At 68.5% G+C, this 14,869-nt stretch carries 13 protein-coding genes and 1 pseudogene; 4 read left to right on the forward strand and 10 right to left on the reverse strand.

The features are described 5' to 3' along the window. Window positions 1-2 precede the first annotated feature (2 nt). Together tal and tkt are read right to left on the reverse strand one after the other, a co-directional pair. Window positions 3-1,136, reverse strand: coding sequence for a transaldolase (gene tal, locus ACFVVI_RS03725; protein WP_378627090.1), 1,134 nt, complete (start codon window positions 1,134-1,136; stop codon window positions 3-5). Between the two features lie 4 nt (window positions 1,137-1,140). Further along, complete coding sequence (tkt, locus tag ACFVVI_RS03730; protein WP_387442970.1) at window positions 1,141-3,282, reverse strand: transketolase; 2,142 nt, start codon at window positions 3,280-3,282, stop codon at window positions 1,141-1,143. A gap of 502 nt (window positions 3,283-3,784) precedes the next feature. On the opposite strand from tkt, the gene ACFVVI_RS03735 reads away from it, so the two are divergent. Further along, the gene (locus ACFVVI_RS03735) at window positions 3,785-4,720 is read left to right on the forward strand and encodes a heme o synthase (RefSeq protein ID WP_378989137.1); all 936 of its coding nucleotides are present in this window, start codon (window positions 3,785-3,787) and stop codon (window positions 4,718-4,720) included. Window positions 4,721-4,824: 104 nt separating this feature from the next. Here ACFVVI_RS03735 and ACFVVI_RS03740 read toward each other — a convergent pair whose 3' ends face one another. Then, window positions 4,825-6,339 (reverse strand): FAD-dependent monooxygenase, encoded by a 1,515-nt coding sequence (locus tag ACFVVI_RS03740; protein ID WP_387442973.1) that lies wholly within the window; start codon window positions 6,337-6,339, stop codon window positions 4,825-4,827. A 95-nt stretch (window positions 6,340-6,434) separates the two neighbouring features. Between ACFVVI_RS03740 and ACFVVI_RS03745 the strand changes: the two genes are divergently transcribed. Next, on the forward strand, window positions 6,435-7,037 hold the full coding sequence (locus ACFVVI_RS03745; protein WP_378656032.1) for a TetR/AcrR family transcriptional regulator: 603 nt from the start codon (window positions 6,435-6,437) through the stop codon (window positions 7,035-7,037). 113 nt (window positions 7,038-7,150) lie between these two features. Here the strand turns inward: ACFVVI_RS03745 and ACFVVI_RS03750 are convergent, their stop codons facing one another. Further along, window positions 7,151-7,900: a hypothetical protein gene (locus ACFVVI_RS03750; RefSeq protein WP_378989099.1), complete on the reverse strand. Its 750-nt coding sequence runs from the start codon at window positions 7,898-7,900 to the stop codon at window positions 7,151-7,153. 9 nt (window positions 7,901-7,909) lie between these two features. After that, the gene (locus ACFVVI_RS03755) at window positions 7,910-8,314 is read right to left on the reverse strand and encodes a TetR family transcriptional regulator (protein ID WP_387442977.1); all 405 of its coding nucleotides are present in this window, start codon (window positions 8,312-8,314) and stop codon (window positions 7,910-7,912) included. 101 nt (window positions 8,315-8,415) lie between these two features. Between ACFVVI_RS03755 and ACFVVI_RS03760 the strand changes: the two are divergent. After that, window positions 8,416-8,803: pseudogene (locus ACFVVI_RS03760) on the forward strand (short-chain dehydrogenase); the annotation flags it as partial. Between the two features lie 14 nt (window positions 8,804-8,817). Here ACFVVI_RS03760 and ACFVVI_RS03765 read toward each other — a convergent pair. After that, window positions 8,818-9,783, reverse strand: a complete 966-nt coding sequence (locus ACFVVI_RS03765; protein WP_387442979.1) for a quinone oxidoreductase family protein — start codon at window positions 9,781-9,783, stop codon at window positions 8,818-8,820. 76 nt (window positions 9,784-9,859) lie between these two features. Here ACFVVI_RS03765 and ACFVVI_RS03770 point away from each other — a divergent pair, with 76 nt between their 5' ends. Next, window positions 9,860-10,225: a hypothetical protein gene (locus ACFVVI_RS03770; RefSeq protein ID WP_378989102.1), complete on the forward strand. Its 366-nt coding sequence runs from the start codon at window positions 9,860-9,862 to the stop codon at window positions 10,223-10,225. A gap of 94 nt (window positions 10,226-10,319) precedes the next feature. Here the strand turns inward: ACFVVI_RS03770 and ACFVVI_RS03775 are convergent, their stop codons facing one another. The 4 genes from ACFVVI_RS03775 to mptB form a co-directional block, all read right to left on the reverse strand. After that, window positions 10,320-11,291 carry a heme A synthase gene (locus ACFVVI_RS03775; RefSeq protein ID WP_378989103.1) on the reverse strand — a complete coding sequence of 324 codons (972 nt, stop codon included), beginning with the start codon at window positions 11,289-11,291 and terminating at the stop codon, window positions 10,320-10,322. A gap of 68 nt (window positions 11,292-11,359) precedes the next feature. Further along, the gene (locus ACFVVI_RS03780; RefSeq protein ID WP_379313225.1) at window positions 11,360-12,142 is read right to left on the reverse strand and encodes an ABC transporter permease; all 783 of its coding nucleotides are present in this window, start codon (window positions 12,140-12,142) and stop codon (window positions 11,360-11,362) included. Beyond that, window positions 12,139-13,071: an ABC transporter ATP-binding protein gene (locus ACFVVI_RS03785; protein ID WP_378989105.1), complete on the reverse strand. Its 933-nt coding sequence runs from the start codon at window positions 13,069-13,071 to the stop codon at window positions 12,139-12,141. The genes ACFVVI_RS03780 and ACFVVI_RS03785 overlap by 4 nt, the downstream gene beginning before the upstream one ends. A 73-nt stretch (window positions 13,072-13,144) precedes the next feature. Continuing rightward, window positions 13,145-14,863, reverse strand: a complete 1,719-nt coding sequence (mptB, locus tag ACFVVI_RS03790; RefSeq protein WP_387442983.1) for a polyprenol phosphomannose-dependent alpha 1,6 mannosyltransferase MptB — start codon at window positions 14,861-14,863, stop codon at window positions 13,145-13,147. Window positions 14,864-14,869 lie beyond the last annotated feature (6 nt).

Here is a 14,869-nt window from a genome sequence, read left to right on the forward strand (position 1 = left end):
TGCTAGTTGCCCTCCGCCGCGATGTCGAGCTGGCCGGTGGTGGCCTCGATCAGCTCACCCCACGCGCTCTCGAACTTCTCGACGCCTTCGCGCTCGAGCAGCGCAAACACATCGTCGAGATCGATACCCACCGCTGCCAGATCGGCGAAGACCTGAGCGCCCTCGGCGCCACGGCCGCTGAGCGTGTCGCCCAGCACCTCACCGTGATCGGCGAACGCCTGCAGCGTCTTCTCCGGCAGGGTGTTGACCGTGTTCGGGCCGACGAGCTCGGTGACGTAGAGGGTGTCGGGGTAATCCGGGTTCTTCACCCCGGTCGACGCCCACAGCGGCCGCTGCCGGTTGCCGCCCTGTGCGGCCAGGTGGTTGTAGGTGGAGGTGTGCGCGCCACCGTCGAACACGTCCTGGTACTCGGCGTACGCCAGACGCGCGTTGGCCACACCGGCCTTGCCACGCAGGGCGAGGGCCTCCGGGGTGCCGATCGCCTCGAGGCGCTTGTCGATCTCGGTGTCCACGCGGGAGACGAAGAACGACGCCACCGAGTGGATCTTGGCCAGGTCGTGGCCACCGATCTTGGCGTTGCGCAGACCGTCGAGGTAGGCGCCCATCACCGCGCGGTAGCGCGGCACCGAGAAGATCAGCGTCACGTTCACGCTGATGCCCTCGGTGATCACCGAGGTGATGGCGGGCAGACCGGCCTCGGTGGCCGGGATCTTGATGAACAGGTTCTTGCGGTCGACGATCTTCCACAGCTCGATCGCCTGGGCGACGGTCTTGTCGGCGTCGAAGGCGAACCGGGGATCGACCTCGATCGACACCCGCCCGTCCACGCCGCCGGTCGCCTCGAACACCGGCGCGAGCACGTCGCAGGCGGCGCGCACATCGTCGGTGGTCATCGTGCGGATCGCCGCGTCGGCGTCGGCACCTTGGGCCGCAAGGTCTTTCAGCTGCGCGTCGTAGGCGTGGCCCACGCTCATCGCGGCCTGGAAGATGCTCGGGTTGGTGGTGACACCGACGACGCTGCGGGTCGCGACCAGGTCGGCGAGATTGCCGGACTGGATGCGTTCGCGCGAGAGATCGTCGAGCCACACCGAGACGCCCGCGGCCGAGAGCGCGGCGAGATTCTCGTTCTGTGCCATGGTCTTACCCCTTCACCTTGTCGGTGGAACGCAGTGCCGCGCGGACGACGGCATCGGGGGTGATACCGAATTCGCGGTACAGAGTCTTGTAATCGGCCGACGCGCCGAAGTGGTCGATGCCGACGACCTCACCCGCGTCACCGACGAATCGGTGCCACGGCATCGCGATACCGGCCTCGACCGCGACCCTGGCCCGCACCGACGGGGGCAGCACCTCGTCGCGGTATCCCTGATCCTGCACGTCGAACCACTCCACACACGGCATCGAGACCACGCGGGTCGGGATGCCCTGCTCTTCCAGCGTAGTGCGCGCGGCGACCGCGAGGTGGACCTCGGAGCCGGTGCCGATGAGGATCACTTCCGGTGTGCCGGTGGACGCCTCGACCAGCACATAGCCGCCCTTCTTGACACCCTCGTAGCTGGTGCCCTCCAGGGTCGGCACGTCCTGACGGGTGAGTGCCAGTGCGGACGGGCCGTCCTGCTGCGGCGACTCGTACACCGGGAAGTGCGAGGTGTGCTCGTCGGAGTCACGCTCGAGCACGGTGCGCCAGGCGTGGACGGTCTCGTTGGCGTCCGCGGGGCGAACGACGTTGAGGCCGGGGATGGCGCGCAGCGCGGCCAGGTGCTCGACCGGCTGGTGGGTCGGGCCGTCCTCGCCGAGGCCGATGGAGTCGTGGGTCCACACGTAGATGGCGGGCACCCGCATCAGTGCGGCCAGGCGGACAGCCGGGCGCATGTAGTCGCTGAACACGAGGAAGGTGCCGCCGTAGGGGCGGGTCGGGCCGTGCAGCGCGATGCCGTTGAGGATCGAGCCCATCGCGTGCTCACGGATACCGAAGTGCAGGGTGCGCCCGTACGGGTTGGCCTTCCACGCGCCGGTGGAGATCGACTCGGGGCCGAAGCTCGGCTGGCCGGGCATCGTGGTGTTGTTGGACTCGGCCAGGTCGGCCGAACCGCCCCACAGCTCGGGCAGCTCGTCGGCGACCGCGGCGAGGAACTTGCCCGACGCCTTACGGGTGGCCATGCCCTTGGGGTCGACCTCGAAGCTCGGCAGCGCCTCGGTCCAGCCCTTGGGCAGCGAGCGGGTCTGCAGGCGATCGAAGAGTTCCTTGTTCGCCGGGTTGGCCTCGGCCCACTGGTCGAAGCCCTGCTGCCACTCGGCCTGTGCCTCGGCGCCGCGGGCCAGTGCCTTGCGGGTGTGCTCGATGACGGCCGGGTCGACGTCGAAGGACTTCTCCGGGTCGAAGCCCAGCGCCTTCTTCACCGCGGCGACCTCGTCGGGGCCCAGCGCGGCGCCGTGCGCGCCACCGGTGTTCATCTTGTTCGGGGCCGGGAAGCCGATGATGGTGCGCAGGATGATGATCGAGGGCTTGGACGTCTCGGCCCTGGCCGCGTCCAGGGCCTTCTCGATGGCGACCACATCTTCGCCGCCCTCGACGATCTGCACCTGCCAGCCGTAGGCCTCGTACCGCTTGGCCACGTCTTCGGTGAAGGCGATGTCGGTGTCGTCCTCGATGGAGATCTCGTTGTCGTCGTAGATCACCACGAGGTTGCCCAGCTGCTGGGTGCCCGCGATCGAGGAGGCCTCGGCGGTGACGCCCTCCTGCAGGTCGCCGTCGGAGGCGACGGTGTAGATGAAGTGGTCGAACGGGCTGGTGCCCTCGGCGGCGTTCGGGTCGAACAGGCCGCGCTCGCGTCGCGCTGCCATCGCCATGCCGACCGCGGAAGCCAGACCCTGACCCAGCGGGCCGGTGGTGATCTCGACGCCGTCGGTGTGGCGGAACTCGGGGTGGCCCGGGGTGAGCGAGCCCCACTGGCGCAGCTGCTCGAGGTCGGTCAGCTCCAGTCCGAAACCGGCCAGGTAGAGCTCGATGTAGAGGGTGAGGCTGGAATGCCCACAGGACAGCACGAACCGGTCGCGACCGACCCAGCGCGGCTCCGCGGGGTTGTGGCGCATCGTGCGCTGGAACAGGGTGTAGGCCACCGGCGCGAGGCTCATCGCGGTACCGGGGTGCCCGTTGCCCGCCTTCTGCACGGCGTCGGCAGCGAGTACCCGGGCGGTGTCGACGGCCAAGGTGTCGAGGTCCGTCCAGTCGCTGGGGTAGTTCCGCTGAGTGAGGGCGCGAATGTCGTCTGTGACTGGCACGACCGTGGTTCTCCTGACCTAGGTTTCGTCGACGGCGATAGCTTGGCAGCGGCGATGATGTTCGACAGCGGGTCGCACGCGGCCGGGATGCGTACCGATGTACAGGAATACCCTAGTGGTGCTGCTACAGCGGTTGGCGCGAACCCTGGCGTTGAGTCTAGTTCGGATCGCACTGAGTCGGCGGTGTGCGGTGTAGACCATCGCCGCCGCGTGGGCCGAGCCCGTCGCGATGCCGTTCACCTGCGCGTCGATGCGGGTTCACCGCCGCGTGGGCCCGGGATGCGGGCTCGTGGGGCGGAGTGACCGCGCCCACGGTGGCGGGGGTCTGGCGCGGAGCGGCAGGTGAGTGGGTCTACCATCCTCTGTAGTAGTGGCCGCGCCGCAGCCGCGCGCTGCTCGTTCCATTACCGGATGCGAAGCGAAGCACAGCGTGCGAGGAGAAACAGTGCGGATCGGTCACGAGCCGGGTAGTAGCGGTGCGCACGGAACTTCGTCGACGGCGCTGGCCGACCGCCTCGCGGGCGACAGTCTCGCCGCGCGGATTGTGCGTAAGCCCCTTGCCTACATCGCGCTCACCAAACCACGCGTCATCGAGCTGCTGCTCGTTGCCACCATTCCGACGATGTTGCTGGCCGACCGCGGCACAGTGGACATCCGGCTGATCCTGGTCACCCTGTTCGGTGGCTGGATGGGCGCCGCCAGCGCCAACACTCTCAACTGTGTGGCCGACGCCGATATCGACAAGGTGATGAAGCGGACCGCGCGCCGCCCGCTGGCCCGCGAGGCGGTGCCCACCTCGCACGCGTTCGTCTTCGGTGTCGCGCTCGGCGCGATCTCCTTCGCCTGGCTGTGGTGGCAGGCCAACCTGCTCAGCGGGTTGCTGGTCGTCGCGACGATCCTGTTCTACGTTTTCGTCTACACCAAGGGCCTCAAGCGCCGGACCTCGCAGAACGTGGTGTGGGGCGGCGCGGCCGGCTGCATGCCCGCGCTGGTGGGCTGGTCGGCGGTGACCGGCGATATCGGCTGGCCCGCGGTGGTGCTGTTCGCGGTGATCTTCTTCTGGACGCCGCCGCACACCTGGGCGCTGGCCATGCGCTACAAGGAGGACTACCGCGCGGCCGGCGTGCCGATGCTGCCGGTGGTCGCGACCGAGCAGGTGGTGACCAAGCAGATCGTCATCTACACCTGGTTGACGGTGCTCGCGACGATGGCGTTGGTGCCCGCGACGGGTGTCATCTACGCGGCGGTCGCCCTGGTGGCCGGTGCCTGGTTCCTGCTGATGGCGCATCAGCTCTACGCCGGGGTGCGCCGTGGCGAGTCGGTGAAGCCGCTGAAGCTGTTCCTGCAGTCGAACAACTACCTCGCGGTGGTGTTCTGTGGTCTGGCCGTCGACTCGGTGCTCGGGTGGGACACGATCGGTAGCCTCGTCGGGCTGTAAGGCATTCTCGAACAGTGGCCGGGCAGCGATGCCCGGCCACTGTCATGTCCGGACCTGGTCTGGTAGCGGCCTCGCCGGATCAGGGGAGTGGACGACCTCGAAGCTCACCAGCGATCGGCGAGGTGGCCGTCGGGTCGGATCAGGATGGTGGTGCCCGCCGTCGCCGAAAAGGCGGTGAAGGCGTGTCCGTCGGTGTCGACAAGTGTCACAGACGCCGGTCTGGTGGATGACTCGGACGGGGCGTCGACGCGGCGTATCTCGACCGTGAGAACGTCGGATCCGTCGATCGGTGTCGCTGGAGAGCTGGATGTGGAGTTCGCGTCTGCCGCGAAGGCGGGGAGCTCGATGTCGACTGAGTCGTTGGTCGGGGCGAAGCGGAGCAGGGTCGCGTGGGGGCCTCGGAAGACGTCGAACAGGCGGATCGGGCGGCCGGTTTCGTCGTGCAGTGTGGCGTCCGGCGCGCGGTCGCCCGCCACGAGGGGGCCGTCGTCGTCGGGGCAGCGATAGGTGATGGCGAGCTGGCGGGTTTCGGGGCCGCGGTGCATCGCGTCCTCGTCGCCGTCGACGAGTTTGTCGAGGAGCTCGGTGCTCAGGCCGAGAATCCGGGCCGCGACCGTGCGACGTTCGGGTTCGTAGGTATCGAGCGGGGCCGGGACGCCACCGAGGGCAGCGGCCAGTTTCCAGCCCAGGTTGTAGGCATCCTGAACGCCGGTGTTCAGGCCTTGGCCGCCGGTGGGCGGATGGACGTGGGCGGCATCGCCCGCGAGGAACACCCGGCCGTCGCGGAAGCGTTCGGCGAGTCGAATATTGGGGCGCCACACCGTGATCCAGGACAGATCGTGCAGCACCAGGCCTGTCTCGGGGCCGTGGCGGTCGGCGAGATCCTGCAGGGTGGCCAGATCGGGGAAGCGGTCGTCGGTCAGCGGGGCGGCGAACTGGAAGCGTCGCGCGCCCGGTAGCGGGGACAGGGCGAACCCGGTCATCGGCTGGTCGGCCGCGGCGGCGAACCAATAGCCGTACTCGTGGTCGAGGGAGTCGGCGCGGACATCGCCGAGCAGCATCTTGATCGACTCGTCGGTGCTGCCCTCGAACGCGATCCCGAGGCGCTTGCGCACCGTGCTCGCGCCACCGTCGGCGCCGACCAGATAGCTCGCGCGCACCGTCTCCGATGTGCCGCCGCGTTGCAGCGTCGCGGTGACGCCGGCGTCGTCCTGGGTGAATTCGACCAGCGCCGTGGCGAATTCGACCGTCACCCCGAGCTCGGCGAGCCGCGCCCGCAGGATCGCCTCGGTGTCGGACTGACCGAGCACCCAGGTGTTCGGATACGGCACATCCGGGGTCGGCTCGACCGGCTCGGCCATGCGGCGCTCGCCGACGAAGGTCCCCGCGAAGTAGGCGCGCATCACCGGGACCTCGCGCCCGGCGGCCAGTACCGCGTCGATGACGCCGAGGTCGTCGAACACCTCCAGGGTGCGCGGTTGGATGCCGTCGCCGCGCGACCCCTGGAACGGCGAATCGGCCCGGTCGACGAGCCGGACGTCCACGCCGCGCCGTGCGAGGTCGAGGGCGAGGGTGAGACCGGTCGGGCCCGCGCCCGCGATGAGTACCTGTTCTGACATGGAAATGCCTCCTGCGACAAGAACTGAACTAATATTCAGTGAATATGAATTCAGTTTCAGTGTTGGTACCGTGCTTGTCAAGGAGGTGATGTCCGGTGGTGGGCAGCAGGCGCGAGAAATCCGCGGAGACCGAGCAGGCGCTCAAGGACGCCGCCCGGCAGGTCTTCGCCGAACACGGCTACCTGAACGCGAAGATCACCGACATCACCACCGCCGCGGGCCGCGCGGCCGGCTCGTTCTACAACCACTTCGCGAGCAAAGAGGAACTGCTGCAAGCACTTCTGCGCGATATGGCGGTGGCAAGCGACGAACGAGCGGCCGACCCGGAGCACAACGGCGACTTCACCGACCCGGCGGCGGTCCGCTACCACGTGCGCGGCTACTGGACCTTCGCCCGCGAACACGCCTCGGTCCTGCGCGCGATGGGCCAGGCGGCGCAGGTCAGCCCGGATTTCGCCCGGATCATCGCGGGCTTCGGCGCCGAACAACGCACCGACATCGCCGACCACGTAGCGGACTTCCCGGAACGGGGGCTACGCCTGCCGGGAACGGTCGACGCCAGCCTGGCGATGATGTTCGCCGCGGTCGACGGGATGTTGCGCATGGTCGAAGACGGCTCGGTGACCCTCACCGACGAGGAGGCGATCGAGTCGATCACCCGTTTCGTCTACCGCGGTCTGACCGGTCGCGACTACTAGGTCATGTCCCCCAGCCCGACCCGACGGCCTACCGATCGTGAACTGGAAATCCGATGGGAAGCATGACCTAGCCGAATCGTCATCGGCCCGCCGCCGCGAACGGCCCCGATACCCTAACCGTCGAGCAGGACGGGCAGTCCGTTCAAGGCCGCGAAGCTGATGGAATTGAGATAGGCGATGACCTTGCTCGCCTGCTCACTCTCGGGGATCGCGAGGTCCAAGAGGGGGCCTGCTTCCTCGTCGAGGATGATGAGGCGGAAGGAGATGGCGAGCAGCTTCGCATAGGACCAATCGAAGCCCTGGCCGATGAACAGCATCTCGAAAACCTGGTCCCCGGTGAGTATTTCACCAGTCGGCCATTGCCGGACAGGGGCCACTGGGGACTCGAAGAAGGTCCGGCTCGCCGCCCGTACCTCGGCCGCCTGACTACCGTCCCAGCCGAAATGGTCCCACCCAGCTTTGAATTCGGTACCCGCGCCCGCCGCGGTGAGGTCATCGGGCAACATTGACAGCAGCATTTCCTCGGCAGCGAGGTCGAGGGGATAGTTGACCCGGCCGTAGCAGCCAAAGCCGCTCTGTCCGTCGTTATTGGCTGGGCAGGCTAGGCAATCGTCGACGAAGGCGTCGAGCTGGGCCGCTCGCTCGAGTGCTTTGGTGACGCTTGACCTGACTTTCACCGCGCCCGTCGGGCGCGTCACCACATTGCTGAAAGTCAGTCTGCGCCAAGGCCGTCCGCCGTTGCGCTGGTGATCGTCAAGCGTGAACATCGCCGCACCTCGCAGGATGAGCAATTCGAGGATCTTTTCGGTGCCGAGCGTCTGCTTCGGCCGACACGGTAGGTCAACGACGTAATCTAAAGCCACGCCGTCACCCTAATCAGCAATCGCGACCGACGCGGTGGACAGCAAGAGGACCACGTCGTCCGCGGTGACGTCCGGGTAGAGCGAATCGTTGCGGTGCGCGGCGGCGACCAGCTGCTCGACGGCGGCACGTCCGCGCGCCTGGATCTCGCGGAGTGAGTCATCGGCCACCCCGGCGACGGCGAATCGGAGCAGGCGTTCCTGCCGCATGTCGATCATCACGTGGTGCAGTAGTGCGATCACCTCGTCGATGGCCGAGCTGGTCCCGTCCTCGGCTCTGGCGAGCGGCGAGTTCAGCGACCGGTCGATGCCCTCGGCCAGATCGGCCACGATGCTCTCGATCAGATCCTGCTTGGTCGGGAAGTGCCGATACAGCGTGCCGGTGGCGACACCCGCTGTCGTGGCGATCTCGTCCATGCCGATGCCCGGTCCTTCGCGCTGAGCGCATCGCGAGACGGGCACCCGAAGCGAAGGTCGACGCGGTCGCTCTCGACGATCCTGCGAGATCCGCTGGAAATGCTTATGCCGTATCGAAATTGGCGAATCTGCTGTTCACCTATGAGCTCGATCGCCGGCTCGCGGGAACGTCGGCCTGCGCACTGGCCGCTCATCCCGGCGGCGCGAGCACCGAGGTGTTCCGGTACTCCCCGGCGATCTTCCGTCTGCCGAATCTCGCCGTCGCCCGCCTGTTCGGGCGCACCCCCGCCATGGGGGGCGCTCCCGACTCTGCGTGCCGCGACCGATCCGGCCGCGCAGGGGAGTGAATACTACGGACCCTCAGGACTTTTCGAGATCGGCGGCTATCCGGGGCGGGTGCGTTCCAGCTCTCGCTCGATGGACCGCGAGAGCGCTCGGCGACTCTGGGAAGCTTCCCAGGAACTGACCGGTGTCCGCTTCCTCGGGTGAGCGGACAGTCGGGGCTACGGCAGCAGCACGATCGAGCCGGTGGTCTTGCGCGCCGCGAGATCGCGGTGAGCCTGGGCCGCGTCGGCCAGCGGGTAGGTGGCGCCGATGCGGAGATTCAGGGTTCCCGCCGCGATCCAGTCGAAGACATCGGTGGCACGCCACAGGAATTCGGTGCGATCGCGGGTATAGGCGCCCAGCGACGGGCGGGTCAGCCAGAGCGAACCGGCGGGGTTGAGGCGTTGCGGGTCGAAGGGCGGGACCGCGCCGCTGGCCGCGCCGAACAGGGCGAGGGTGCCGCGGATGCGGAGGGCGGCCAGGCTCGCTTCGAAGGTGCTGGCTCCGACACCGTCATAGACCGCGGCTACGCCGATGCCGTCGGTGAGGTCGCGGACGCGGGCGGCCAGGTCGTCACCGTAGCGCAGGACGTCGGTGGCGCCCGCTTCGCGGGACAGCTTCTCCTTGGCGTCGGTGGAGACCGTGGTGATGACCCGGGCGCCCTTCGCGACGGCCATCTGAGTGAGCAGCAGACCGACGCCGCCCGCGCCCGCGTGGATGAGAACCGGGTCGCCGGGTTCGGGCGAGAACACCGATTCGGTGAGGTAATGGGCGGTCATGCCCTGCAGGAGGGCGGCGGCCGCCACGGCCGGTTCGACGTCGTCGGGCACCTTCACCGCCACGGCCTCGTCGACGGCGACCAGGTCCGCGTAGCTGCCGGGCGCCGACGCCCAGGCGACGCGGTCACCGACGGCGAACTCGGTGACATCCGAACCGATCGCCACCACGCTGCCCGTGCCCTCGGAGCCGGGGATGTAGGGCGTCGCCTGCGGATACTGGCCCGTGCGGAAGTAGATGTCGATGTAGTTGACGCCCACACCCTGGGTCTCGACCAGCAGCTGACCGGGTCCGGCCTGCGGGTCTGCCAGCTCGACGTACTGCAGGACCTCGGGACCACCGTGCTCGGAAACCTGAATCGCGCGCATGAGTCCTCTTTCTACACCCCGTGTTCCAGGCCACTCGAGGCTGGACTGGAAACTACCTGCCGGTAAACTGCGGTGCATGAGTACAACCGCCGCCCCCGAGGCCGTGAAGGTGCCGGCCGAGGTCGAGAAGTCCATCGTGAAGTTCCTCGCCCAGCACGGTGGTTCGGGAACGGCCGTGCTGCAGTACATCGGCAAGCAGGGCGTGCGGATCACCCTGGTCGGCGCCGACGGCATCCTCGGCGACCGGGTGGTCGGCGACATGGCGACCGCGAAGGCGCTCGTGGAGCGCGTCGACGGCCTCGCCGAGACCGACGAGTGGAGCCGTGAGCTGGGCTCGATCGTCACCCCCGCTCCATCGCACTGGGCCAAGATGGCCGGCTGGGTCGCCCATCAGACCAAGTTCCCGAAGGCGCGCAACTGGAAGTTGTTCGCGGGCGCCTGATCTCCGCGCCGTACCACGAGCATCGAACGGCCCGCGATCGAATACTCGATCGCGGGCCGTTCTCGTTGTGTCGCGGGTGTTTCGGCGTGCTCGGTCAGTGCACGGAAGCCTGCGCCACCGCGGGAGCGTCGACCTTTTCCCGCGTTCGCAGCGACGCCCACAGTGCGGCGGTCGCTGCGGTGCACGCCGCTGCCCCGCCGACGTGGATGGCGACGAGCGCGGCGGGCACATCGGTGAAGTACTGCACGACGCCGACCAGCCCCTGGGCGAGCACAATCGCGAGCAGGACGAACAGCCGCTTGCGGATCGCGGGGGTGATCCCTACGGCGAAGAGCCCGAACGTGAGTCCGATGAGCAGCGCGAGATATCCGATCATCAACTGCGAATGCAGGTGCACCAGGGTGACGATCTCGACTTCCAGTCGCTCGACCTGCCGCTCGATGCTCTTGTCGCCGGCATGGGGCCCGGCCGCGGTGACCAGCGTGCCCGCGATCAGCACACCCGCGAGGGCCACGCCGGACAGCGCGGTGAGCCAGCGCAGGGGAGCGGGTACCTGGACGGTCTCGATGCCGTCGTCGGGTTCGCAGATCTTCGCGTACAGCACCACCGCCAGCCAGACCATCACCATCGAGACGAGAAGGTGCACGGCGACGGTCCACCACAGCAAGCCGGTGCGCACGGTGATACCGCCGATGATCGCCTGCACGACCGTGCCGCCGGGCATCAGCCAGGCATAGGTCAGGACTTCCCTGCGCCGCCGTGCCCGGATGACGGCCAGCACGATCAGCCCGGCGCACAGCGTCACCGCGAAGGTGAGCAGCCGGTTGCCGAACTCCACGGTCTGGTGCAGGACGGGCACCTCCGATACCCCGATGGGGGTGAAGCTGCCGGGGAAGCACTGCGGCCAGGTCGGGCAGCCGAGGCCGGAGGCGGTGACGCGCACGATCGCGCCGGTCACCGAGATTCCCGCCTGGCTCAGGATCACCGCGATGGCGATGAGCCGCTGCACCCGCAGCGAGGGGAGCGGCAGCCGGTCGACGAGGCCAACGAAGGCGCGATACAGCACGTCAGGAATGGTACCGGCCAGGATTTCGACGCTGATACCAGGGCTACTACAGTGCGTCGTTGGTCACGTCAGTGGAACCGGAACAGCCGGGTCGCCAGCCATCCGCACACCACGCCCCACGCCGCGAGCACCGCCACTGCGAACCAGTCGATCGACCCCGTCAGCGCCGTGTCCAGCGCGAAAGCCAGCGCCCCGGACGGGATGAGCCGCGCGATCACGGTCAGGGCGGTGGGCAGGGTGTCGCCGACGAGGACCAGGCTGGCGATGCCGAGCATGATGAACCACAGGATATTGGCCAGCGCCAGCACGACCTCGGCCTTGAGCGTCCCGCCCAGCAGCAAGCCCATCGCCGCGAAGGTGGCCGTGCCGAGGGCGATCACCAACGCGCCGAGGGCGAGTCCGCCGATCCCGGGCCGCCAGCCCAGCGCCACACCGATCGCGCCGAGCAGCATCGCCTGCAGCACCACCACGATGAGCACGGCGGCGCACTTGCCCGCGATCACGCCCCAGCGGGGCAGCGGTGTCGCGCCGAGTCGTTTGAGGGCGCCGTAGCGGCGGTCGAAGCCGACCGCGATGGCCTGGCCGGTGAACGCGGTCGACATCACCGCGGTCATCATCACCATCGGCACGATCCGGTCGACCCGGTGCTCGCCCAGGTCGCCGAACGGCAGCAGGGTGAGCCCGACGAGCAGGGTGATCGGGATGAACATGGTGAGCAGCAGCTGTTCGCCGTTGCGCAACAACAGTTTCAGCTCGAGCCCGGTCTGCGCGGTGAGCATCGTCGCGCGCGAGGCGGGCCGCGGATCGGGGGTGAAGGTGCCGGGCAGGAAACGGCTGGTGGTCTCGCTCATCCGCGCAGGTCCCGTCCGGTCAGTTCGAGGAAGACGTCTTCGAGGCGACGCTGGTCGATGCGGATGTCGGTGGCCAGCACGTCCATCCTGGCGCACCAGGCGGTGACGGTGGCCAGCACCTGTGGGTTGATCTCGCCCTCGACGAGGTAGGTGCCCGGTGTGGTCTCGCGTGGCGAAAAGCCTTCCGGGAGAGCCGAGGTGAGCAGGTTCAGATCGAGTTTCGGTGGGGCGCAGAATCTCAGCTGGCCCGCCGCGCCGTGGGCGGTGACCTCGGCGGGCGTGCCCTGGGCGACGATCTGCCCGTGATCGATGATGACGAGCTGGTCGGCGAGCTGCTCGGCCTCGTCCATCATGTGCGTGGTGAGCACGACGCTCACGCCGTCGCGGCGCAGGGCGTCGATGAGTTCCCAGACGATCAGCCGGGCCTGCGCGTCCAGACCGGCGGTGGGTTCGTCGAGGAACACGATCTCGGGCTTGCCGACCAGCGCGCACGCGAGCGCCAGACGCTGCTGCTGACCACCCGACAGGCGGCGATAGGGAGTGCGGCGATTGTCGCGCAGGCCCAGCGTCGACAGCAGCCAGTCGGGATCGATCGGATCGGCGGAGTAGGACGCGACCAGGTCGAGCATCTCGCCCGCGCGGGCGCCGGGGTAGGCGCCGCCGCCCTGCAGCATCACGCCGATGCGCGGACGCAACTGCTCGGAGTCGGCGATCGGGTCCAGGCCGAGGACGCGGACCGTGCCCGCGTCCGGGCGCACGAAGCCCTCGCACATCTCGACGGTGGTGGTCTTGCCCGCGCCGTTGGGCCCCAGCAGCGCGAACACCTGGGCGGGCTCTACATCGAACCGGAGACCGTCTACCGCTGTGGTCTCGCCATAGCGCTTGACCACACCGTCGACGCTAACGGCGGGTCCAAGGCGTGTTGTCACAACTGCGCCTCGCTGACGCTCGGCTCCGTCGCGCCAAAAGGTGCTGTGCCCTTGGTTCGCTCGCTGCGCTCCCTCACGTTGTCACACGGTAAGCCGTGCCCTCCTGTGACGGAGCCGACACCCCCGGCTGCGCCCGCCACGGCAGCGTGTGCCGGGTGAGCGCGAAGAACAACGCGAAGCACACCACGGCGGCGAGCGCGGCGCCGATGATCTGGAAGACCTGGAATTCCGCACCACGCGGCATCACCAGCATGGAGACCACCGCCGAGAAGGCGACGGCGGGCACGCGGAACACCGGCTGGGTGGCCCAGGCCGCGAGCGGCACGATCGCCCAGAGCAGGTACCAGGGCTGGACCACGGGGAACAGCAGCACAATGGCCGCGAGTGAGACGCCGAGCGCGCCGACGGGATGGAGCCGGCCCATACCGGTGGCGACGAGCATGCGGACTGTCACGTAGCCCGCGACCACCGCGGCGATGGGCCGGGTGATCGACAGCAGCGCGGTGGTGTGGTCGCCCAGCCCGAGCAGCACACCGCCGAAACCGGTGACGATCCCGATGATGGTCGGCAGCGACATCCAGCTCCGGACGGCATTGGCGACGCTGAGGGTATTGACCCAGCCGAAGCCGAGCCCGCTGGCGAAACCGATGAGAAGCGTTGTCGCCACGGCGATGACGCCCAGCAGAGCCGCGGCCTTGACGACGGCGATGAGCGTGCCGCCCCAGCGTCTGGCCAGTGCCATGCCGACGAAGCCGAGCGCGATGATGGAGGTGAGCTTGATCGACGACGAGAGCGTGATCACCACCGCGCCACCGATCAGCAGCCCGTAGGCCCGGGCGTCGAAGGGTGGCAGATTCATGGCCGTCAGCCGGTCGGGTCTGCCTCCTTCGCCGTAGATCGCGCGCAGCATGAGCTCCACCCCGGCCAGCATCAGCCCGAGCATCAGCGCGTCGTTGTGCACGCCGCCGACCAGGTGGAACAGCACCAGCGGATTGGCCGCGCCGAGCCACAACGCACTCACCGGCGCCACCCCGCAGCGCACCGACAACCGCGGCAGCGCCCACACGATCAGCGCCACTCCGGCCAGCGCCAGCAACCGGTGCACCCAGACTCCGGCGATGATGTTGTCCCCGGTGAGCTCCGCGATACCGCGACCGATCCAGAGGAACAGCGGACCGTACGGCGCGGGCGTATCGCGCCAGATCGTCGGCACATTGTTGGTGAGCACATTGTCGATTCCGAGCCCGGCGACGGGGCCTTCGGAATAGGGGTCGATGCCGCGGGCGGCGATCTCGCTCTGTGCCAGATAGGAATAGACGTCGTTGCTGAACATCGGCGGCGCCACGGACAGCGGAATGATCCACAGCAGCAGCGTGCGGTCCAGTTGCGAGCGGGTCAGCCGGTGCAGTGGCGAACCCGCGAGTCCGCCGATCGCGAAGCGTCCGAGCAGCAACCACGCACCGATCACCAGCGCGGTGCCGAACATGCACATCGCCAGCGATCCGGTGTGCGCTCGCGCGAAGATGCCGAGCACCCGCACACCCGAGACCGGATTCTGGTGCACGGGTTGGGCGCCGATGCCCAGCGCCGCGATCGCCATCAGTACCGCGCCGGTCGCGCCCATCAGCCGGATCCGGTCCAGTTGCGCGCGTTCGCTCTTGTCGAGTCCGGGGACCTCGGTCTCGTCGCGATGCAGCACCGCGACGGTGTGATCGGGCGCCGACACGTCGAGCCCGAGAGCTCGCCGCCCGACCGCCAGTGTCTTGCGCGCCGCGCCCTCCAGTACCGCCACGAAGTC

The sequence above is a fragment of the Nocardia sp. NPDC058114 genome (assembly GCF_042884695.1).
GTDB lineage: Bacteria > Actinomycetota > Actinomycetes > Mycobacteriales > Mycobacteriaceae > Nocardia.